General features: G+C 38.8%; 11 protein-coding genes and 1 tRNA gene. 11 read left to right on the top strand and 1 reads right to left on the bottom strand.

The genetic code is table 11. The features are described 5' to 3' along the window. The first annotated feature begins 34 nt into the window (after positions 1-34). The 10 genes from bsdcttw_RS16570 (at position 35) to bsdcttw_RS16525 (ending at position 20,036) form a co-directional block, all read left to right on the top strand. A complete protein-coding gene (locus bsdcttw_RS16570) occupies positions 35-787 on the top strand; it encodes an isoprenyl transferase (protein WP_225903686.1) in 753 nt (250 codons plus the stop codon). 26 nt (positions 788-813) lie between these two features. Next, positions 814-1,611, top strand: coding sequence for a phosphatidate cytidylyltransferase (locus bsdcttw_RS16565; RefSeq protein WP_185255946.1), 798 nt, complete (start codon positions 814-816; stop codon positions 1,609-1,611). Positions 1,612-1,661: 50 nt separating this feature from the next. After that, positions 1,662-2,801: a 1-deoxy-D-xylulose-5-phosphate reductoisomerase gene (locus bsdcttw_RS16560; protein WP_185255945.1), complete on the top strand. Its 1,140-nt coding sequence runs from the start codon at positions 1,662-1,664 to the stop codon at positions 2,799-2,801. A gap of 127 nt (positions 2,802-2,928) precedes the next feature. Then, a complete protein-coding gene (gene rseP / locus bsdcttw_RS16555; protein ID WP_185255944.1) occupies positions 2,929-4,278 on the top strand; it encodes an RIP metalloprotease RseP in 1,350 nt (449 codons plus the stop codon). A 742-nt stretch (positions 4,279-5,020) separates the two neighbouring features. Continuing rightward, complete coding sequence (locus bsdcttw_RS16550; RefSeq protein ID WP_185255943.1) at positions 5,021-5,221, top strand: hypothetical protein; 201 nt, start codon at positions 5,021-5,023, stop codon at positions 5,219-5,221. A 265-nt stretch (positions 5,222-5,486) separates the two neighbouring features. Beyond that, positions 5,487-6,542 carry a flavodoxin-dependent (E)-4-hydroxy-3-methylbut-2-enyl-diphosphate synthase gene (gene ispG, locus bsdcttw_RS16545; RefSeq protein WP_185255942.1) on the top strand — a complete coding sequence of 352 codons (1,056 nt, stop codon included), beginning with the start codon at positions 5,487-5,489 and terminating at the stop codon, positions 6,540-6,542. Positions 6,543-6,565: 23 nt separating this feature from the next. Further along, positions 6,566-11,044, top strand: coding sequence for a PolC-type DNA polymerase III (locus tag bsdcttw_RS16540; protein WP_185255941.1), 4,479 nt, complete (start codon positions 6,566-6,568; stop codon positions 11,042-11,044). Positions 11,045-11,607: 563 nt separating this feature from the next. Continuing rightward, complete coding sequence (locus bsdcttw_RS16535) at positions 11,608-18,312, top strand: family 43 glycosylhydrolase (protein WP_185255940.1); 6,705 nt, start codon at positions 11,608-11,610, stop codon at positions 18,310-18,312. 234 nt (positions 18,313-18,546) lie between these two features. Continuing rightward, positions 18,547-18,909 (top strand): GNAT family N-acetyltransferase, encoded by a 363-nt coding sequence (locus tag bsdcttw_RS16530; protein WP_185255939.1) that lies wholly within the window; start codon positions 18,547-18,549, stop codon positions 18,907-18,909. 47 nt (positions 18,910-18,956) lie between these two features. Then, complete coding sequence (locus bsdcttw_RS16525; protein ID WP_185255938.1) at positions 18,957-20,036, top strand: serine hydrolase domain-containing protein; 1,080 nt, start codon at positions 18,957-18,959, stop codon at positions 20,034-20,036. Positions 20,037-20,102: 66 nt separating this feature from the next. On the opposite strand, the gene bsdcttw_RS16520 is transcribed toward bsdcttw_RS16525, so the two are convergent. Beyond that, positions 20,103-20,174: transfer RNA gene (locus bsdcttw_RS16520), tRNA-Glu, on the bottom strand. Between the two features lie 305 nt (positions 20,175-20,479). Here bsdcttw_RS16520 and bsdcttw_RS16515 point away from each other — a divergent pair. After that, on the top strand, positions 20,480-23,761 hold the full coding sequence (locus bsdcttw_RS16515; protein WP_185255937.1) for a leucine-rich repeat domain-containing protein: 3,282 nt from the start codon (positions 20,480-20,482) through the stop codon (positions 23,759-23,761). The last annotated feature ends 66 nt before the right edge of the window (positions 23,762-23,827 follow it).

The following is a 23,827-nucleotide window of genomic DNA, read 5'->3' as shown; positions in this document are numbered from 1 at the left end:
TGCTCCAAGCAGTCCCTTTTGGTTGGAGGAGTCTATGGGAGATAGTATTATGGAGAATTTATTTGGTGATTCATCCTCAAAACAAATTCCAAAACATGTTGCAATTATTCTGGATGGTAACGGCCGTTGGGCCAAAAAGCATATGATGCCAAGAAATTATGGGCATGTGCAGGGAAGTAAAACAGTTGAAAACATATGCGAAGAAGCATATAATATGGGAGTGGAATATCTTACAGTTTATGCCTTTTCTACTGAAAACTGGAAGAGACCCAAAGAAGAAGTAGATGCTCTTATGAAACTCCTTAGAAGTTATCTTAAGAATTGTCAGAAGACCAGCAGTAAGAATAATATGAAGGTCCGCGTTTTAGGAGAACTGGACGGATTGAATAAAGATATTCAAGATAGTGTGATAGAACTTGAGAAGGTTTCAGCTGCAAACACCGGGCTTAATTTTCAGGTTGCACTTAATTATGGCGGCAGAGATGAAATATTAAGAGCAGCCAAGAGGCTTGCAGAAGATTACAAAAGCGGTAAGGTTAATCTTGATAGTATAAAAGCGGATGATTTTTCCGGTTACTTGGATACCCGTGGAATTCCGGATCCGGATTTAATGATAAGAACAAGCGGTGAGAAAAGAATATCTAATTTTTTGTTGTGGCAGCTGGCGTATACAGAATTTTATTTTACAGATACCTTATGGCCGGACTTTAACAAGGCAGAATTACGAAAAGCCATTGAATATTACGGAAACCGGAAAAGAAATTTTGGCGGTATCAAAGAAGATTGAAATATCGAAATATCGGGAGGAAATACATGTTTTGGGTAAGATTTCGCAGTTCAGTCATACTGATGGCAATCACATTAGCGGTAATAATATTGGGAGGAGATGTATTATTTACCGTGGTACTGGGCATTTCAATAATAGGGATGACAGAGCTGTATAAAACAACAAAGCTGCAAAAGACACCTCTTGGTATAATTGGCTATATAGCAGCTGTCGGATTCTTTTTCATGCTGCGCTTTGGTTTAACAGAGTATAATACTTTTCTTTTCATTGGCTTTTTATTAGCGCTTATGATTTTATATGTTATCCGATATCCTAAATATAGAGTAGAAGAAGTAACCGCTGTCTTTTTTGGACTTTTCTATGTGACGGTTATGTTAAGCTTTATATATCAGGTCAGGATGTTAGAGAGTGGTTTTTATATTGTATGGCTCATATTTATTGGAGCCTGGGGTTCTGATACCAGTGCTTATTGTGTAGGAATGCTTTTCGGAAAACATAAGAATTTTACATCATTAAGTCCTAAGAAATCCATAGAAGGCTGTATAGGCGGAGTGATTGGAGCTGCTTTAATTGGCTTTTTATATGCTCTGATTATAAGAAACCGTATTACCGGATTTGATAATATTGGACCTATTTTTGCATTGATTTCAGCTACTGCCAGTGTGATCTCTCAGCTGGGAGATTTAGCGGCTTCTGCAATTAAGAGAAATCATGATATCAAAGATTATGGCACGTTAATACCAGGACATGGCGGAATTTTGGACAGATTTGACAGTATCATTTTTGTTGCGCCTATTGTTTATTTTATGGCAACTATATTATAATAGGGATATTCGGTATGATCCCCGGCGGGTTAGAAAGGCGTGGTTTTAATATGAAATATATATCCATATTGGGCTCTACCGGGTCTATTGGTACTCAGACATTAGAAGTTGTAAGAGAAAATCCTGAAATACAGGTTAGAGCGCTTGCGGCGGGCAGTAATATTGCATTGCTGGAAGAGCAGATAAGGGAGTTTAAGCCTGCTATAGCGGCTGTCTATTCAGAAGAAAAAGCACGGGAGCTATCACTTAAAGTAAAGGATACAAATGTTCAGATTCTTTCCGGTATGGAAGGTTTAATCGCATGCAGTACAGAGGTACATACTGGTATTGTCGTAACGGCACTGGTGGGCATGATTGGTATTGTTCCTACAGTGGAAGCAATTAAGGCAGGTAAAGATATTGCTCTTGCCAATAAAGAAACCTTGGTTACAGCAGGACATATTATCATGCCACTTGCAAAAGAGCACCGTGTTAAAATACTTCCTGTAGACAGTGAACATTCTGCTATTTTTCAAGCTTTAAACGGAGAAGGCAGGAATGAGATTGAAAGAATTATACTTACAGCCTCAGGCGGACCTTTCCGAGGTAAAAAAAGAGAAGAGTTAAAGAATATCAAAGTAGAAGATGCGCTGAAGCATCCGAATTGGACTATGGGAAGAAAGATAACAATTGATTCTTCTACCATGGTAAATAAAGGCCTCGAAGTTATGGAAGCCAGATGGTTATTTGATGTGGATTTGGAGAAAATACAAGTAGTTATTCAGCCTCAAAGCATTATTCATTCTGCTGTTGAATATGCTGACGGGAGCATTATTGCACAAATGGGTATGCCGGATATGAAGCTTCCCATTCAATATGCTCTATATTATCCTGAAAGAAAGCCGCTTCCGGGAGAGCGAATTGATTTTTTTAAGCTGGGACGTCTGGATTTTTATGAACCGGATTATGAAACATTTGAGGGACTGGCATTGGCATATGAGGCAGCAAAAAAGGGTGGCAGTCTTCCGACGGTCTATAATGCAGCCAATGAGTATGCTGTAGCGAAGTTCTTAAACAGGGAGATATCCTATCTGGAAATTACAAAGATGATAAGAGAAGCTATGGAGGAACACAAAAACAGAATGAATCCTACGGTTTCTGAGATTCTTACGGTAGAAAAGGAAACTTACGAATTCCTCAGGCGAAAATAGACTGTGTTAAGTTTGAATGGGATAATTTCTGATAATGTAAAAAAGATAATAGGGTGGAACGGTTTTATTCATTTTCTGTTACCATTAACAATAAATATGGTGTAGATACACTAAGATAGGAGAATGCATGAATATAATAATTGCAATTTTGATATTTAGCGTCCTTATTGTTATCCATGAATTAGGACATTTTCTTCTGGCCAAATCCAATGGAATATATGTGACAGAGTTTTCTATTGGTATGGGACCCAGAATTCTTTCCATGGTAAAGACCGTTAAGGGTTACCGGCTGAGAGCGTTTATGACACCGGGAGACTTCGCCGCTGCAAACAGAGAACTGGAAGCAACCGTTTATTCCATCAAGCTATTACCAATCGGCGGTTCCTGTATGATGCTTGGTGAAGATGAGAATGTCGAAGATGAAAGAGCCTTTAATAAAAAGGGTGTATGGGGAAGAATCTCCGTTGTTTTAGCAGGACCCATCTTTAATTTTGTTTTAGCTCTGATTCTGGCACTTATTATTGTGGGAATGCGCGGATATGATCCGGCTAAGGTGGTTAATGTGGCCACCCCGGCAAAAGAAGCAGGTCTTCAGGATGGCGATGTTATAACCCAAATAAACGGAAAACATATAAACCTTGCCAGAGAATTGGATCTTTATCTTTTTGTCAATCCCTTAAGTGAGGCGAGTGTTAACTTAACTTATGTGAGGGATGGAAAAAAGCATACTGCGACTGTCAATCCTGAATATATTAAGGATTATAAATTGGGGTTCTATTATGATGACGGTAACAGCACAGCTATAAAAGACGTAATAGATGACTATCCCATGAAGGCAGCCGGTTTACAAAAGGGTGATATTATAACTGAAATCAATGGCACCGGGGTTCAGAAAAAAGATGATATCATGAATTATTTTAAGCAGAATCCCATGACAGGAGAAGTTATTAATATTACTTATACCAGGGATGGGGTCTCCAATACCGCCTCGGTCACTCCAAAGCTTACAGGCCAGGGGTATTCAATGGGCTTTAGTATTGACGGCAGAAGAGTTAAAACTAATGGAGTTGGAGTTGTAAAGTACAGCATAGCAGAAGTAAAATATGTAATTGTATATACTATTGATAGTCTTAAGATGTTGGCTACTCATCAAGTTAAGGCAAATGATTTGTCTGGTCCGATAGGTATTGTGGATATGATTGGAAGTATTTATAAAGATAGTGCTCCAGATGGTTTCGTTACTGTATTTTTAAGCCTTGCAAGCTTTAGCATTTTGCTTAGTGCTAATCTTGGAGTTATGAATCTTTTGCCTATTCCTGCTTTGGACGGAGGCCGACTGGTGTTTCTTATAATTGAGGTATTCAGAGGAAAGCCGGTGGATCAGAATAAGGAAGGCATTGTGCATATGGTAGGCTTTATTGCTCTAATGATTCTTATGGTATTTGTAATGTTTAACGATTTAAGTAGGATTTTTTAATATGTAGGGAAACACTGAGTAATTAGTGTTTCCCTACATATATTTTATATAACAAAAATGTACTCTTTTAATATTTTTGTTGAATACTTGCAGAAAAACATGGAAACACCACAATTAAAGTATCGCAGAGAAGCATATCCAAAGGATAAAAGGATAGAGTTACGCCAATCCTGTAAGGAAGATAAAAACTTATGTTTTTTATTGACTAAAAACGAAAAAGCATTTTTTCTTACTTGTGGTGCTTGGATTATATAGTCCATAATAATGAAGTATTTTAAGGTGCTTTTCGTTTATCATCTTAATAGTGTTTATAGTGAAAGTTATCAATTCACAATTATCAATATGTGAAGAGGTAATTACAGCTCTACCAAGATGGTGGGAGATTTAGTTTATTGTGATATCCGTTTTACAGGAGTTAGGTTTAGCGCGAACATAAAAATTAATTAAGTGGTTTTTATAAAAAAAAGAAACACCTTTCCCTTATGAATGAGGGGTCAAGGGAGTTGAGAGTGTCGAAGATACTTTATTCTTTTAGACTATTAGTTCTACTAATTTTATAATAGAAAATAAATATTTAATTAATGTTTAAATATGTAATAATAAAGTTTATAATGTAAATATAATATATATATTGACAAAAAAGTAAAAATGAGGTAATTTATAATAACAAATAGTTTTAGTACTAAACACGTGTAAAGGCTATTTGTACATAGACAAAATAGTTTAAATGGAGGTAAATAGCTTGAATAATGTATTAGAAACAGTTAATCTTGAAGAAATAACACTTGAAGAAATGGAAAAGATTGATGGTGGTGGTATTGGGGAAGTCTTGTATCAGGGAATATATGGTTATATGCTAGGAAGACTCATTTGGACACCAGCCAAAGTAAGTTATGAAATTAGTCAGAAGGCAAACTTAGTATACGGTCGTGACTATCAATAACTAGAAATTTTGAAAGGATACATTACTAACTCTTCAATTAGAAAGTAATGTGTCCTTTTTTAATTATCCTAAAAGATATTTGCGTGAATTAAGAATATGAGAAAGTACTTGACTAAAACATCTAAAATGATAATATTGATAATGAAGATTAAAAATGTAGCAGTTTTAGTTTTGGGGTATTACGACGTATTTTGTAAGTCGAATTTATTTTGATTTATTAGATTATTAATAGACTTAAGGCTTATTATTAGTAGATAGGAGTATTATGTATAGAGTGACAAGAAGTATAAAGATTGGAAATAAGGTTATAGGAGGCGGTAATCCTATCTTAATCCAATCCATGACTAATACAAAAACAGAGGATATCATAAGTACCACAGACCAGATCTTAAAACTGGAAGCGGCAGGCTGTGATATTATACGCTGTGCGGTCCCTACAATGGAAGCCTCGCTGGCTATAAAAGAGATAAAGAAAAACATTCATATTCCCTTAGTAGCGGATATTCATTTTGACTATCGCCTTGCTATTGCAGCTATTGAGAATGGTGCAGATAAAGTGCGGATAAATCCGGGCAATATCGGCGGGTACGAGAAGTTAAAGGCAGTGGTCGATGCTGCAAAGCTAAGAAATATTCCTATTAGAGTAGGAGTCAACAGTGGTTCTCTCGAAAAAGAATTGGTTGAAAAGTATGGCGGTGTTACACCGGAGGGGCTGGTAGAAAGTGCCTTGGATAAAGTAAAAGCCATTGAAGAGATGGGCTATGATAATTTAGTAATCAGTATTAAATCCTCCGATGTCTTAATGTGTGTAAAAGCCCATGAGTTGATTGCTGATAAGACAAATTATCCTCTGCATGTCGGAATTACAGAATCAGGTACCCTATTGTCCGGAAATATAAAGTCAGCTGTAGGACTTGGAATTATGCTATATGAAGGAATTGGCGATACCATAAGGGTGTCTTTAACCGGTGACCCCGTAGAAGAAGTGAAGTCAGCCAAGCTTATCTTGAAAACATTGGGGCTTAGAAAAGGCGGGGTAGAATTGGTTTCCTGCCCTACTTGCGGAAGAACCCAGATAGACTTAATTGGCCTTGCAGAACAAGTAGAAAATATGATACAGGAATTTGATATGGATATTAAGGTCGCAGTAATGGGATGTGCAGTCAATGGTCCCGGAGAAGCCAAGGAAGCAGATATAGGGATAGCCGGCGGCAGAGGTGAGGGTATCCTGATAAAGAAGGGACAGGTTATCAGGAAGGTTCCGGAGGATAAGCTTTTGGAAGCTTTAAAAGAAGAACTTCTGACAATGCAAGAGTTTTAGTGATAGGAAAAGAGGCGTAAGTAATGGGAATGCTTTTTTTTGAAGTGTTTGACCAATTGAATGAAGTTCCCCAGGACTTGATACAGCTTTTTAAAGAAGTGGTGATTGAAAAAGTTTGTGTCTCCAAAGTCAGAAGTGAAATCAGAGTTCATATGGAAAGTGGAAGGCTGATACAGAGAAAAGATATCATCAGAATGGAACAGTTAATTAAATATACTCTTTTTTCAGAGACCAGCGAAAAACTGAAATTAAAAGAAAGCTACCATCTATCTGCTCAATATACCCCGGAGAATCTCTATGAGGTATATAAAGAGAGTATCTTTGCTGAGTTTCGGGAGAGAAGTATATTAGAATATAATATCTTTGAACTCTCTAAGATAACCTTTGATGGAAACCGGATTATTTTTCGATGTGAGGAAAGCTTTCTGATTCGAAAATTGGCAGAGGAGTTTAAACGGCATCTGACATCAATTTATGAAAAATTTAACTTGCCGGTTACGATATTGTTTGATTATTATGAACCGGTAAAGAGGGAAAATGCACCAGAATATGAGTTTGTCTCTGTTGGTAACGATATACATAAAGTGATGGGAAATGATGAAGCAGGTGGAGATGAGGGAATGGCGCCGCGTTTGGATGAGAACAGCGGGGAGCACCTGCAGAATAAGAATCCTGCAAATGCTGCCAAGTCCTTTCGAGATGAGAAAAAGAGTGATAAGTCTTATACGAAATCAGAGTATACAGCCAAGAAAGTCATACATGACCCGGATACAATCTTTGGAAGAGGTTTTGAAGGAGAAGCAATACCTATTTCGGACATACAGGATGAAATAGGAGAGGTAGTCATAAGAGGTAAAATTCTGAATACAGAAAGCCGGGAACTTCGCAATGAAAAGACCTTATTTATCTTTACCATTACGGATTTTACGGATTCTATATCTGCTAAGCTGTTTTTGAAGACAGAAGAGGCTGAAGAGGTTACAAGTACATTAAAAAGGGGAAAGTTTATAAAGCTGAAAGGCATGGCATTATTGGATAAGTACGACAGAGAGGTATCCATCGGTTCAATTGTCGGAATAAAAACCATACCCTCCTTTACTGTTAAACGAATGGATAACAGTCCTGAAAAGCGGGTGGAACTTCATGCTCATACAATGATGAGTGATATGGATGCAGTTGTTGATGTAAAAGATTTGGTAAAGCGTGCCTTTGAATGGGGACATAAAGCTGTAGCCATTACAGACCATGGTGTAGTGCAATCTTTCCCGGAAGCCAATCATACCTTAAGCAAGAAGGACTATCCGGAATCCGAGTGGGACAGACTAAAAGAATTCAAGGTCATATATGGAGTTGAGGCTTATCTGGTTGACGATTTGAAAGAGATTGTTGTAAACCCCAGAGGACAGACGCTAGATGGCACCTTTATTGTTTTTGATATTGAAACCACCGGTTTTGGACCTGTAAAAGATAAAATTATTGAGATTGGTGCCGTAAAGGTAGAGAATGGAGTTATAGTTGATAAATTCAGTACCTTTATAAATCCGGAGATTCCAATACCGCAAAAAATTGAAGAGCTGACCAGCATTACGGATGATATGGTAATTGGATATCCCAAGATTGATGTAATCTTACCGCAATTTTTGGAATTTTGTGGAGATGCCGTATTAGTAGCCCATAATGCATCCTTTGATACCAGTTTCATTCGTAAAAAGTCAGAAATGCTTGGAATTCAGACGGATTTTACCGTAGTGGATACAGTAGGCATGGCAAGAATGCTAATTCCGGATCTAAATAATTATAAGCTTCACACCGTAGCAAAGGCATTAGGAGTATCTCTTGAAAATCATCACAGAGCAGTGGATGATGCTGGTGCGACTGCGGAGATATTTGTAAAGCTGCTGCCTAAACTTACGGAACTTGGCGTTCGTGTATTGGAAGATATTGATCCTATGGGAAAGCTGTCAGCGGATGCTATTAAGAAGCTCCCTACCTATCATGCTATTATATTGGCTCAGAATGATATCGGCAGAGTCAATTTGTATAAATTAATATCCTTATCGCATATTGAGTATTATCAGAAAAGACCCCGTATTCCAAAAAGTGTTTTTATGGAGAACAGGGAAGGACTACTAATAGGCTCTGCCTGTGAAGCAGGAGAGCTGTATCAGGCTATCTTAAGGGAGCAGCCTCAGGAGGAGATTAACCGACTGGCGGAATTTTATGATTATCTGGAGATTCAACCCCTTGGCAACAATGATTTTATGATCGAAAGTGAGAAAATCAATATCAACTCCAGAGAAGAGTTAATGGATATTAACCGCCGGATAGTAAGACTTGGCGAGGAATTTAATAAGCCGGTGGTTGCTACCTGTGATGTACACTTTATGGACCCGGAGGATGAGATTTACAGGCGAATTCTTTTATATGGCAAGGGTATGAAGGATGCAGATAACCAGGCACCGCTTTTCTTTCGGACTACAGAAGAGATGCTGGAGGAATTCACTTATCTGGGAAAAGATAAAGCCTATGAAGTGGTTATTACAAATACCAATCTAGTTGCTGACAGAATTGAGAAAATCTCACCGGTACGTCCGGATAAATGTCCGCCCGTTATTCCGGATTCGGATAAAACCTTAAGAGAAATCTGTTATAATAAGGCACATTCCATGTACGGACCGGACCTTCCGAAACAGGTGGAAGAACGTCTGGAGCATGAGCTGCATTCTATTATTACTAACGGTTTTGCAGTTATGTATATCATAGCCCAGAAATTAGTGTGGAAATCTAATGAAGACGGTTATCTGGTTGGTTCCAGAGGCTCAGTAGGTTCTTCCTTTGTTGCCACTATGTCAGGAATAACAGAGGTAAATCCATTAGCAGCTCATTATTATTGTACCCATTGCCACTACTCAGACTTTGATTCGGAAGAGGTTCGGGCATATGCCGGCAGCAGTGGCTGTGATATGCCGGATAAGAACTGTCCGGTATGCGGACAGCCTTTGAGTAAGGATGGACATGATATTCCATTTGAAACCTTCTTAGGGTTTAATGGGGATAAGGAACCGGATATTGACTTAAATTTCTCCGGGGAATATCAAAGTAAGGCACATGATTATACGGAAGTAATCTTTGGGGAAGGGCACACCTTCCGTGCAGGGACTATCGGTACATTAGCGGATAAGACAGCCTACGGCTTCGTATTAAAATATTATGAGGAGCACAGCCAGCACAGAAGGAAAGCGGAAATTGAACGTATTGTATCCGGGTGTGTGGGAGTGCGAAGAACTACCGGACAGCATCCCGGCGGTATTATTGTTCTGCCTCATGGAGAAGAGATTTATTCCTTTACACCCGTACAGCGTCCTGCTAATGATATGACAACTAAAACCATAACCACTCACTTTGATTACCATTCCATTGATCATAACCTATTAAAGCTGGATATTCTGGGGCATGATGATCCTACTATGATAAGGATGCTTGAAGATCTTACTGGCCTTGATGCAAAGGCTATTCGATTGGATGATGAGAAGGTCCTTTCTCTCTTTGACAATCTGAGCGCCTTAGGGGTAAGAGCAGAGGATCTTGGTGGCTGTGACCTTGGCTGCCTTGGAATTCCGGAATTCGGTACAGATTTCGTTATGCAGATGTTAAGAGATACAAAACCAAAGAATTTCTCTGACCTTGTACGTATATCTGGATTATCCCATGGAACCGACGTTTGGCTGAACAATGCTCAGACTCTTATTACGGAAGGAAAGTGTACTCTGGGTTCGGCTATTTGTACCCGTGATGATATTATGACTTACCTGATTAATATGGGGGTAGACAGCGGACACTCCTTTAAGATAATGGAAAGTGTTCGTAAGGGAAAAGGTCTGACACCGGAGATGGAAGAGGAAATGTTAGCCTCAGGAGTACCGGACTGGTATATCTGGTCCTGTAAGAGAATTAAGTATATGTTTCCGAAAGCTCATGCAGCAGCCTATGTTATGATGGCCTTTCGTATCGCTTATTTTAAAGTATATTATCCTCTGGCATACTATGCCGCATATTTTTCTATTCGTGCTTCTGCCTTTAATTATGAGCTTATGTGCCTTGGAAGAGAAAGGCTTGAGAGGCATATGGCAGATTATAAACGCAGAGGAAACGAACTTAGTAAAAAAGAACAGGATACCTACAAGGATATGAGAATTGTTCAGGAAATGTATGCAAGAGGTTTTGAATTTCTGCCTATTGACATTTATACTGCAAAAGCACATCATTTTCAGATAATAGATGGTAAACTAATGCCATCTTTAAGTACGATTGACGGACTTGGAGATAAGGCCGCCGATGCGGTAGTAGAAGCAGTTAAGGATGGAAAGTTTCTTTCTAGGGATGATTTTAGAAGCCGCAGTAAGGTAAGTTCCACGGTAGTGGATTTGATGAATGATCTTGGCCTCTTTGGAGACTTGCCGGAGAGCAACCAGATATCCTTGATGGATTTTTTACAGCAATAAAAAAATAGGCTCCAGGCCTTTACAGAAGCGATATTTGCTTTTGAAAGGCCTGGAGCTTTTTTATTGCCGGAATGTAGTTATAAATCACCACTGCTGGTAAATTTATTGAATAACGAAAATAATGTTGTGAAAACGGTTGCATATAAATGGAAAACAATGTATAATGTACATGATGTAAAAAGTAACAATTTGATTTGAAAATAATCCGATAATATATACAATAGTAATATGGATTAGATTTGTTCTGATGGATTTCTTTTGGTATATCCCTAAAAACTATTTATTTAATATTTGATAAATGGTGATATTCTACAATATTCTGATTTTTCACCAAGGAAGAAATTTTTGTTGGATAAAATTAATCTTATTTTTATTATAATTATGAAATCGGTTACATTAATAAGCTGAAATAATCATAGACTAAAATGGTGGTTAAGGTATATTTTAAGGAAAAATTCAAAAAGCTTTATGCCTGTTTATGAAACCGGTTACAAGTATTATACGGTATCTTTGGCTGGTATTTTAGCCAATTATATAATTTATTTTAATTGGAGGAGGAAAAAATGTTGAAAGGCAAAATCAACAAAATGTTATCATGGGTCATAGTTGCAGCACTGATGGTAGGTGTTATAACACCGGTATCTCAGGTAGCAGCAGCTTCCACAGCGCCGGCAGTCTATTTCCAGGATGATTTTTCGGACGGGGATTATTCCAATCCTGCTTGGACCGCAGCTTCTGGTACATGGACCATAGCCAATGACCCTAAAGATTCCAGTAACAAGACTCTGTCACATGCCTATACCTCTGGGGAAGGTATTATTTCCGCGGGAGATTCATCCTGGACTGATATTACAGTGACGATGCGGTTCAATACGGCAGGGGGAGGTGCTTATCCGGGAATTCTGACACGTTTTCAGGATTCCAAGAATTTTTATTATTTTCAGATGCAGACAACATCAAAATTGGTACTGAGTAAACGAGTAAATGGTACGGATACAACTTTAAAGTCGGTCGACTACAGTATGAGCAGCAATACCTGGTATACATTGAAGATGGTATTGATAGGAAGCTCTTTAAAAGGTTATATTGTAAAAAATGGTATTGATACCCTGGTATTCGATGTGACAGATACCCAATTTACATCGGGGAAGATCGGAGTAAGAAATAATTGGCAGACGATGTATTTGGATGATGTCATGGTTACAGAGGCTCCGGTACCGAATGCATCCGTAATCACCTCACCATCCCAGACAACAACTACTATTGACTTGAATTGGGATGCAGTAGAGGGAGCTACAAGCTATAATATATACCGTTCAGCCACTTCCGGCAGCGGTTATACATATGTTGGGAACAGTACAACAACGAACTTTACGGATTCCGGATTGACCTTTGATACGAAGTATTATTATAAAATAGCATTTCTATATGGGGGTATAACAGAATCCCAGAGTTCGGCAGAGTACAGTTTTACCACAGCTCTGGCTGCGCCAGCGGCTCCTTCAGGACAGTCGGCAACAGCAATCAATTCATCAAAGATAAAACTGAACTGGGCAGCCGTGACAAAGGCAGAGGGATACAGGGTTTACCGAGCTGTTTCCGGCAGCGCGTTATCCATGGTTTATGAAGGCAGCAATTTAACCTATACGGACACCGGTTTAGCTCCTGATACCGAATATGCATATAATATCATGGCCTATAATAAAGTGGGGGAATCAGCCCCGGCAGCAGTTCAGTCTAAAACTTACCGATATGACGCCCCAGGTAATTTTAAAGCAGCAGCATTGGATGCTTCGTCTGTAGCGGTAAGCTGGGATTCGGTAGCCACCGGAAGTGCTATTACCTATAATCTTTCAAAATCCACCAGTGTGTCGGGAACATTTACAACCATCTATAGCGGAACGAATACTTCCTTTCAAGATACTGGCTTAACGCAGGGAACAGGATATTATTACAGACTTACAGCTATAATTGATGGAGTTTCCTCTGCAGTATCCGATACTATCGGAACCAGTACGCTAAGAACTGCATTTACGCCGAATACCTTATGGACAGATATGAATGGAAATGCAATCGATGCTCACGGAGCCGGAATCATGTACGATGATTTAACAGGGAAGTATTACTGGTATGGTGAGCATCATGTGGGAACCTGGCCCGGTTCCTCCGTTAGAGTATATTCCTCTACGGATTTAATGAACTGGGTGGATGAAGGTGATGCACTTACCATGATTCCATCTATGGACTCCTTTACAAAGGATCCTCTGATTTCGTCTATCTATGCAGGAAGAACGGATACAGCTGATATATTCGAGTCAATGAGAGTTGGCAGAATCGTAGAAAGACCGAAAGTTATTTATAATGATAAGACCAAAAAGTATGTTATGTGGATGCATATGGAAGGTTACACCAATGCAGACGGAACCCAGAATACAAGTTATGGCAAGGCACAAGCCGGAGTTGCAGTCAGTGATTCGCCTACCGGACCCTTTGAATACATCGATGATTACCGGCTGGATATGTGCCCTGCGGATCAAACAGATTATCATCCCAGCAGTAAGGGATATGCCCGTGATATGAACTTATTTAAGGATGATGATGGTACGGCTTACATTATTTATTCCAGTGAAGAAAATCTTACCATTTATATATCAAAATTGACGGATGATTATCTGGATGTTACTGGATGGCATAAAGATGATAACGGTTATAATGATAATGGTGTTCCTATTCGTGATAATACCTATAAAGCAGTATATGGCGTGGACTATACCAGAGTATTTCCCGGTGCGCAGCGTGAAGCTCCAGCCATTTTCAAATACAGCGGAAAATATTATATGCTGACATCCGGAGCAACAGGATGGAGTGCAAATCAGAATAAATATACCACGGCGGACAGTCTTTTTGGAACCTGGTCAACTTTGACAGACCCCTTTGTCAGAACATTACCTTCCGACCCGAATCCATTATTGGCCTTTAACTCTCAGACCACCTGTGTTATTCCGGTGGACGCCAAAAACGGTAAATTCATCTATGTGGGTGATAACTGGAATGGCGGCAATTTTGCCAATGATGCTGCCAAATACATCTTTTTGCCGATTGAATTCGGCCAGGGCTCCGATATGGCCATCAAATGGTATGGCAGCTGGGATCTGAGTACATTAAATTATGCAGCAAGTGTAGCGGTTCAAACAAAATTACCCGAAACCTTTGCAACCGGAGGGACCTTATCTCTGCCGGACCACCTTCAGGTAACAATGAATGGAAATAACCTATTAACACCTGTAACCTGGTCATATAATTCTTCCGTCTTAAACGGCAGCATTACGTTCTCCAATCCAGGATTATACACCTTACAGGCATCCCTTACGGAAATGAACAATAAGACAATAACTTTCAGGGTCTATTCCATCCCGGATAAAACCATGTTCTTTGTTAACTGCAGCGGTGCAAAAACAAACGATTATCTCTTGATGGCTTCCTACCTTCAGGATACACTTATTAATACGGATGTGGTAGACCAGTCCTACAGTACTATTAATTCCAATCCATGGGGTTATGGTGCTAACACCGCAACCTCCGGTACGGCAACAGGAGATCTGTTTACAACGCTTCGGTATCTTGCGGGTAATAATACCGGTAATGACAGTGCCGGTAAGGATTTGACCTATACCTTTACTGTAAAGAACGGAACCTATACGGTTTATACAGGTTTTAATGATATTTGGAATAATTCCACAAGGAAAGCCGACCTGTATATTAATGGTGTGAAGAAAAATGCCATTACTTTTATATCCAACACCGTATATCGTAATACGGTAGATGTAACAGATGGAAAAATCAGTATCATAGTAAGGAATACTGCTGCTCAGGATCCTCTGATTAACTGGATTATGATTACTGACAGTACCCTGACCCATGATCCTTTAGCAGGCTTAAAAGTATTATCAGGCTCAACCTTGTCTTGGAATAAGGTAATAGGTGCCATGTCCTATACGCTTTACAGATCAGAGACGCCGGATGGAACATATAAAGCAGTATACAGCGGAAGCGATGCTAACTTTACTGACAAAGAACTTACTGCCGGCAAGAAATATTATTATAAAGTAAGCAGTACGGTCAATTCAGCAGAATCTTCATTGTCAAACGCTTATGGAGCAATGAAGCTTCAGGAAACAGCGACCTTCGGAATAAGTGCAACTCCCTTCCTGTTATCAGGGGAAGACACCGTAACCAGTGTAAAACTTCAGTGGCCGGCTGTGACTGTTGCAACGAAGTATGTGGTATCCCGTTCAAAAGATAAGGGAGATTACACCATACTGCAAACACTTAAAGGTACCTCACTGGATGATTATAATCTGGCTATGGGAAGTTCCTACCAATATAAAGTAGAAGCTTATAAAGGGGATATACTTCTGGACACAGCGAAATCTTCCGGCTGCCAGGCTTATACAGTACCACAGAATTTAAAAACTTATGATAATACCGTTGCTTCAACACTTGAGGTTCTTACAAAGCTGAAAGTAGGTGATACCTATTATCGTTTCAATTATGAACAAAAGGACAGTGGCAGCGGATTCAAACAATTGGTTCAACAGACGTCAAAGGACGGTATACATTACGGCAATGATAAAGTGGTTCTAAGTTATACCGATCATGTAGATTTGAATGATTGTAAGTTTGAATCTACTAGTATTGTTTATAATGAGCAGACAAAAAAATTTGTTTTATGGACCCATTATGAAAACAGTTCGGACTATACCTTGGGAAGGGTGGCAGTGGCAGTAGCTGCTCCTGGCGAAAACTTTACATTTTTAAAAAGCTTCCAGCCATTTAATAATGATTCCAGGGACCTTGGCTTCTTTGAAGAGGAAGATGGTACAGCATATCTGATTTCTTCCGCCCACACCAATACGGATACAATTCTGTACAAGTTGACGCCAGACTGGCTGGATGTAAAGGAAAAGGTAGCGACAATCTATGATGACCAGAACCGTGAAGCACCGTCCATGATAAAAAAAGACGGTATTTACTACTTATTTACCTCCCAGGCAGCAGGGTGGTATCCAAGTACCGCCATGTATTCCTCCGCACCTTCTTTAAAAGGCCCCTGGTCCGAGCTTCGTTCCATTGGCAATACCTCCACGTTTTCAGCACAATCCGGTGGAAGCGTTCATCTTGCAGGAACAAATGGGGATAATTATGGTGTGATGGCGAACCGCTGGATGTTTGGTTGGAAAGACGCTGTCAATACTACCGCAGAGCAGAGAATGCTACCTATTTCCTTTGTAAATGGATTTGCCTTTTGGGATTTCTATGAGAATGTTCTCTATAATGGAGAGGATGGTACAATAATTCCGGTTCAGAACGGCAAACTCCTGTCCCAGGGAAAAACGGCAGTGGCCTCCACCAATTCGGAAACAGCATTATATGCCAATGATGGTTCATATCAGACAGAATGGGTGGCTTCATCAGGCACATGGCCGGCTTCCTGGACGGTTGATTTAGAAAAAGCAAGTAAATTAAGCAGCATCCAGATATCCTGGTATATGATGAAAGGCTCAGAAGCCTACTATCAGTATACTATCGAGGGAAGTATTGATGGAGTAGCCTATACCACATTACTAGATAAATCAACAGGATATAATGATTATGGCTTTACCGTGGATGGACTATCCGGCATAGCAAGGTACGTCAGGGTAACTCTGGTTAATGCAAAAATCCAGAATAATACCTCTAACTGGTATACACCACAGATTTATGAAGTGAAAGTCTTCGGCGAGAATGTGAAAGTCGATGAGCCGGTTATCTCGACGGACCCTGTTCAGACGGCCGCACTGGCGAATAATGCAATTGTCCATGTGACTTTAAGCACCGCTACATCAAGCGCTGCCATCTATTACACAACTGATAATACAGTGCCGGATGAAAACTCTATATTATATGAAGGAAAATTTGATGTAACCAATACGTCAGGGACAGGGAAGACAGTTAAAATCAGGGCTATAGCAATCTATGCAGGTGTTACTTCCCCCATTGCAGAGAAATCAATTACTTTCAAAGCAATTCCTGTAACACCGACACCTACAACACCAACACCCGATCCTGAAACGCCGACCACGACTCCTGCAACACCAACGACAGCGCCTGTGACCCCTACACCTATAGCGGATAATGGGAAGGATAATGTTAACAATGTACCGGTGTCCATTATTAGTACGGTGGATAAAGGTACTCTGAAGGCATCTGTATCTGTTACGGACACAGATATCCAAAAGATACTTGAAGGAGCTGGCTCGGATAAAGCTATTGAACTAAGTATCCCTGTTGCAAATAAGGAATTGATGAATCAGATTAGCAGTAAGAATATCAACAATATTGTAATTAATGTTAATTTGCCGAAAGCAATTCTTGCTAATGAACAGGTGGTAAATAATGCTGTCATTCATTTAGAAGCGGAGCTTTTAAGTGCTGCAGCAAATGGGAAAAAGGATGTTACTATTGGCGTTAAAGATGAAACTGGCAGAGAACTTTATACTTGGAAGTTCAGCGGAGTGGATTTATCGAATTCTAGCAAGAAGATGACCGATGTCAACCTGTTCTTAACAGCAGAAAAGATCAAAGAGAATGCAGAGATAAGCCAGCTCTTTAAGAAGGGATCCGCACAAGAGAATATTCGGAATGGAATTGTAATTCATTTCAATAATAAAGGCACTTTACCTTCCCAGGCATCTGTTCGGATCTATGTAGGCAGCCTTGCAGACAATACATTACGAAATAAAAAAGTATATGTATACTATTATAATCCGGGCACCGGAAAGCTCGAAACATTGCCATACAGCTCCGGATATAAAGTGGATAAGGATGGATATGTCACGATTAATATTGTGCACTGCTCCGAGTATGTCATTTTACCGAAACAAGCGGATAAGAATTCGGTTACTTCCTTAAGCGACCAGATATCAGTAACACCGGAGAAGAAAACTCTCTATATTGGCGGAACGAAAGGAAGTTCTGCGAATATGAAAATTACCCTGCCCGATACCCTTGAACTGGTTTCGTCGTTAAAAGTGAAAACAGCAAGTAGTACGGTTGGAGCCGTAACAGTTTCTTACAAGTCAGACAATAAAAAGGTTGCGACAGTTGATAAGAATGGAAAAATCATTGCAAAAGGCATTGGAACGGCCACTATAACCAGTACGGTTACACTTTATGATAATACGAAGATTACCGTAAAAACTAAAATTACTGTAAAAAAGCAGGGCTAATAATTAAGTCTTTGGAAATATGGTTTTTGTCGATCGAATAACAAATAATAGGCTCTATGTCTGCCGCAGAAGTATTAGTCTCTGTGAAGGCATAGAGCCTTAATTTTTCTGGAATCAGAAATATATAATAATTAAAATAAATTGACTTGATAATCTTTAAAAAGTATAATAATGGAAGTTAAATACAAGTACGGAATATTAGAAATCAAGTAATAAATTTTGATGAGGTTATTTATGCAGGTACGTTTGAAAAATATAAATCCGGATAACAGTAGGGTGTATGCTGTTTACCATGAGAGTCTGCCGGTTGGCTTGCTGATGCAGCGGGACTTTGAAAGGGATGGGCAGATGCTTTGTATACTTGACCAGTTTATGATTGCAGAACAATATCAAGGAAAAGGTATTGGGAAGCTTGCCATACAGCAATGGCTTGGGATGATTAAAACAGCAAATAAATATGAAGCTGTTATTCTCTGCTATGTAGAGGGAGATGATACTGCCCGTAATTTGTACGAAAACATGGGTTTTATTCATACAGGTGAAAGAGAAGAAGACGAGATAATCATGATGTACAAACTGAAAGAAGCGAATTTCTAATTCAATAACATCTCTGTATGAGAAAGAACGCATAAGGAGCACAATAAATGAAAAAAAGGACTGTTATATGCATTATACTTGTTATCTTGCTTTGTATTCTAGCAGGTATTTATGGATATTATCTATATGGAAATTATAAGATAAGTAAAATACCGGCTCTAACCTTTGAAGAGGCATTAAGATACACTACAGATAACAATGCGGATGCTGTAATTACAGTGGGAATTATCAAAAACGGAGAAGCCACATATACAGTTTACGGAGAAAATGGGCAGGTACTGCCATCAGAATTGCATACCTATGAAATTGGTTCCCTTACAAAGACATTTACTGCATCATTCATAAGTAAAGCAATACAGGACGGTAAAATCAGTTTGTCTGATACTATAGATAAATATCTAAGTCTTCCGGAAAAGAAGCACTATCCTACGATAGAACAGCTGCTTACACATACTTCCGGCTATAAGGCTTACTATTTTGAGAAGCCTATGATTTATAACTTCCTCCATGGTAGAAATGACTATTGCGGTATTACTAAAAGTATGCTTTTGTCTAAAATTGCAGACATTAATTTAAAGGAAAAAGACTATTCCTTTCGATATTCTAATTTTGGGTATGCTGTACTGGGGCTTGTTCTTGAAGCAGTATATCAAGAGGATTATTCTTTTTTGATGAACTCATATATACAACAGGAACTAAAGCTGTCTGATACTAGGATATCGGATGGAAAAGGTGATTTGATTAATTATTGGAAATGGAATAAACAGGATGCATACATACCGGCCGGAGCTTTAGTTTCTAATATTTCCGATATGCTCTCCTATGCAAAGATGCAGATGGAAAGCAATACAGCGTATATTGAGAAAAGTCATGAGGCTTTGAAGGTAATTAATGCCTCGTCGCAACCCTATAAAAAAATGGGAATCCATATGGATGAAATCGGGATGAGCTGGATTACTGACAGTGAAAACAATATCATTTGGCATAACGGCGGAACAGGAGATTACAACAGCTATATTGGTTTTAATTTAGGCACACAGACGGCTGTTGTGGTATTATCCAACCTTTCGCCGGACTACAGAATTCCGGCTACGATTTTAGGAATCAAATTGTTGCAAAACAAGTAAAGACTTCACAGTTTATCTGTATAAACAACAAAAAAGCTGTTTTCATATAGAAAACAGCTTTATAAGCAGCTCATAGGGGAGTCGAACCCCTGTCTCAGCACTGAGAATGCCACATCTTGACCACTTGACCAATGAGCCTCATCACATTTAGTATTGTACAACACTCATAAACAAAATGCAAGTATTATTTTTAAAATTTTTCAAAAAGTTTTAAAAATAGCTTCAATATTTGGAAAAGTGCTCTAGATAATTTAAGAGACCTTATGGATGTGTTAAGAATTCTTCTATATATACTAAGAAAAACGTAATACCTTCATAATAGAAATTAGATTTAAAACATTTTATAATGAAATAGATACTAGATAATATGCAAACTATGATTAATTATAGTTTCACAAAGGAAATTATGAAGAAAATCATAATTTTCAAGAAATGGGGTAAACATGGGAAATGGAAAGTGTAAAAAATTACGGTTAAGTATGCTGCTATTTATAGTTGCGATGATGCTCCTATTGGGAATTAGCAGCAGTACTGCAGCGGCAAAGAATATAAAAATAGTTGATGCCGGAAATATGAAATTAGAATTCCAGGATACATATACAGTAGTGATTAAAAATACTGTAAATTCGGCAGCCAGTGCTATTAAGACTGCTTATCCGAAGGTGACAAGAGTAATAGTGGCAGAAGGAGTTACTCAGCTGCCGGAGGGTTTATTTCGGTGCTTTCCAGGGGTGGAAACTCTTGAATTGCCTTCTTCTTTAAAATCCCTTGGTTCAGATAATGAGAGGTACGCCTCTAACTACAGCGCTTATATTAATTCTAATCTTAAGAATCTGAAATATGTCACTGTAAAAAGCTCTAATAAGACCTATAAATCTCTGGACGGGGTTCTATACACAAAAGGCGGAACCAAGTTATTGCTCTATCCGTCCCAAAAGAAGAGTACCTACTATAAAGTACCTGATTCTGTGGCATATTTTTACCTGGCGAATTCCTATGTAAAGGAAATTTACCTGGGTAAAAAAGCGGCATTGTTTGGTCTGGATACTCCTTCTCTTACGAGTTTTAAGGTAAACAGTCAGAATAAGGATTTTACCGCCGTAAATGGTATACTTTACTCCAGAGATAAAAAGACATTATTATACTATCCACAAGGTAAAAGGGATACAAGCTTTACAATACCTAATGCGGTCCAAGTAGCGAATATAGCCAATAAGTATCTAAATGTACTTACTCTGGGCGACAAGGTAAGCAGCTTTAGTACCTACAATTCACTGGACCAGAACCAGGCGCTGCCGGCTCTCTCGGCTTATAAAGTCAGCTCTGAAAATAGTGTTTATAGTGTCATAGACGGTGTTTTATACTCGAAAGATAAGAAGTTCCTTATAGATTATCCAAACAGCAAAGGAAGCAGTTATCAGGTACCTGAGGGTACTACAAAGATTCAAGACAGAGCTTTTGCCAATAAGAAACTTACCAGTATAACTCTTCCGCAAAGTTTAAGGGTCATTGGAAGGAATGCTTTCTCAGGTACGGGTATTACCGCCGTAACCCTTCCAGCTAATTTCACATATTTTAGTGAAGATGCTTTTGATAACACAGAGATCACTGCTGTAAATGTAGATTCCGGTAATCAGGTATTATTTTCAAAAGACGGCGTTGTATATACGAAGACCCAATGTCAGATATTTTATTGGCCAGAAGCCAAGGCAGAGGAAAATCTAACTTTTCCGAATAATTTGAATCTTCTGAATCTGTCCCAAGTAAAACACTTGGAAAAAGCGAAGACAATTGCTATTCCAAAGGCTCTCGATAGTATTGTTAATACTGGAAATAATAATTTAAAGAAGATAACTCTTGCGGAAGGGAATACTTCGTTTGTATTAAATCAAGGAATACTGTATGCAAGTAATTTAACAGCTGTTAAGCTGTATCCGAATGACAATCCTGTTACAAAGGTTATATTGCCGGAGCAAGTCACATCTCTTGATTTAAAGATGTTTCTTCATGAAAATACGACTACCTCAATAACCCTGTCCAAGAATTTAAAATATTTCATGAATGTTGAGGGGTTGAAGTATTTGGATAGTAAATATTCTGGCTTTTATCATCTTAAAGAAGTCCTGGTACCGGAAGAGAATCCGTATTTTAAATCTGTAGATGGTGTTTTATATGCAAAAGATATGTCCTACCTATGGTGGTACCCCCAGAATTCATCCAAAGAAACATATGTTATGCCAAGTACTGTTACAGGAATAGCACCGATGCAGCTTGTAAATGCTGCGAATCTTACAGAACTTGAACTGCCGGCTGCTTTCTCTATGGGCAGTTCAATTTATGAAACATCATGGGACAAGGTAGTGAATGAAGAAATAATTGGAACCTATTGTCCGAAACTGGCCAGTATAAAGGTTGATGAGGCAAATAAAGAGTTAAAGGCTGTTGACGGTGTTTTATATACCAAATCTCTGGGGACATTGCTCTTATATCCTTCTGCCAAGACAGATAAAACTTTTATAGTGCCGGAAGAAGTTGAGGCAGTAAATAATATGACCTATAACCCATACCTGGAGGAGATTACGTTGTCTAAGAACACGTATTATCTGCATGGATATGAATCGGACGAGGATTACGCTTTTGCAAACCATAACTCTTTTCTTTATTTTACTGCCTTAAAGAGTATTAAGGTGGATTCGGAAAATAGATATTATCAGAGCATAGACGGCGTTCTTTATGACAAGGGGTATAAAGCATTAACGGCTTTTCCGGTTGCCTGGAGCTCGAAAACATTAAAGATTCCTACGGATATAAAATACATTCAATGCAAGGACAATTTGGAGGCTGCAGCCAATTTAGAAGAAATACAAAAAACAGGATATATAATGGCTACTTCTGATCAGGGAATAAGCAGTTACAATATTAATAGCTTTATTTTGCCTGGTTCTACTAAATATATTCTGACAGACTATGTAACAAAACTGCTTCAATTAAACAGAACTCTGGAGGAAGTGAGCAGCCCGGAGGGAGAAGGAACGAATCCGATTGAGTCCAAAACTTTGGTTGACTGGAGTCTTTCGGATACCTACTATGTATCAAAAGACAACACCAAGGCTTATGCCGGTGAAAAGACGGTTTATATCACAGATGAAGCAGTTGACCTGAAGCAGGTTTTTGCCGGGAAGGCAGAGCAGGCTGAAAGAGTCATCTGGGCAGAAGGTATCGTTAAGGTGCCTTCAGATATACTGACATTGTTTCCGAATGCCAGTCAGTTGGATTTTCCTTCTACCTTCTACAGCCTGCAGGATGAGAAGTCAGGGGAACTTCATAATGTACTTTTAGTTGCCAGAAAGATAAGAAATGCATTCCCCAGGTTAGCTGCCGTAAATGTCAATGCGGAAAATGACTGGTTTGCTTCTGCAGATGGCATATTATATGATAGAGAGCTTAGCCTACTTTATTTGTATCCCGCCAAAAAAGAAGCAAGCAGTTATGTGGTTCCGGATACTGTAAAGGATATATCCAGTATAAATGAAACAAATGATGATGGAAGTTCTCTTATAAACCAGAACCTCAAGGAAGTCTATATGGGAGCATGGTATAGGAATACTACTTATTCTATAATGAAGAAACATTTTGTGAATCTTGAGACTGTGAAGATTAGCCCCTATAACGTTTATTTTAAACTGATAAACGGAAAGCCGGTTACTTTGGAGGCTTACCGCTAATTTGCAAACTGTGCTATTTTATTGACAAAAATCTAATATCTGCTTATAATAATATACTAGCGTGAA

It is taken from the genome of Anaerocolumna chitinilytica, from assembly GCF_014218355.1.
In the GTDB taxonomy this organism is placed as follows: domain Bacteria; phylum Bacillota; class Clostridia; order Lachnospirales; family Lachnospiraceae; genus Anaerocolumna; species Anaerocolumna chitinilytica.
Note: the sequence above shows the minus strand (reverse complement) of the source record. Positions and strands in the feature narration are given on the sequence as shown.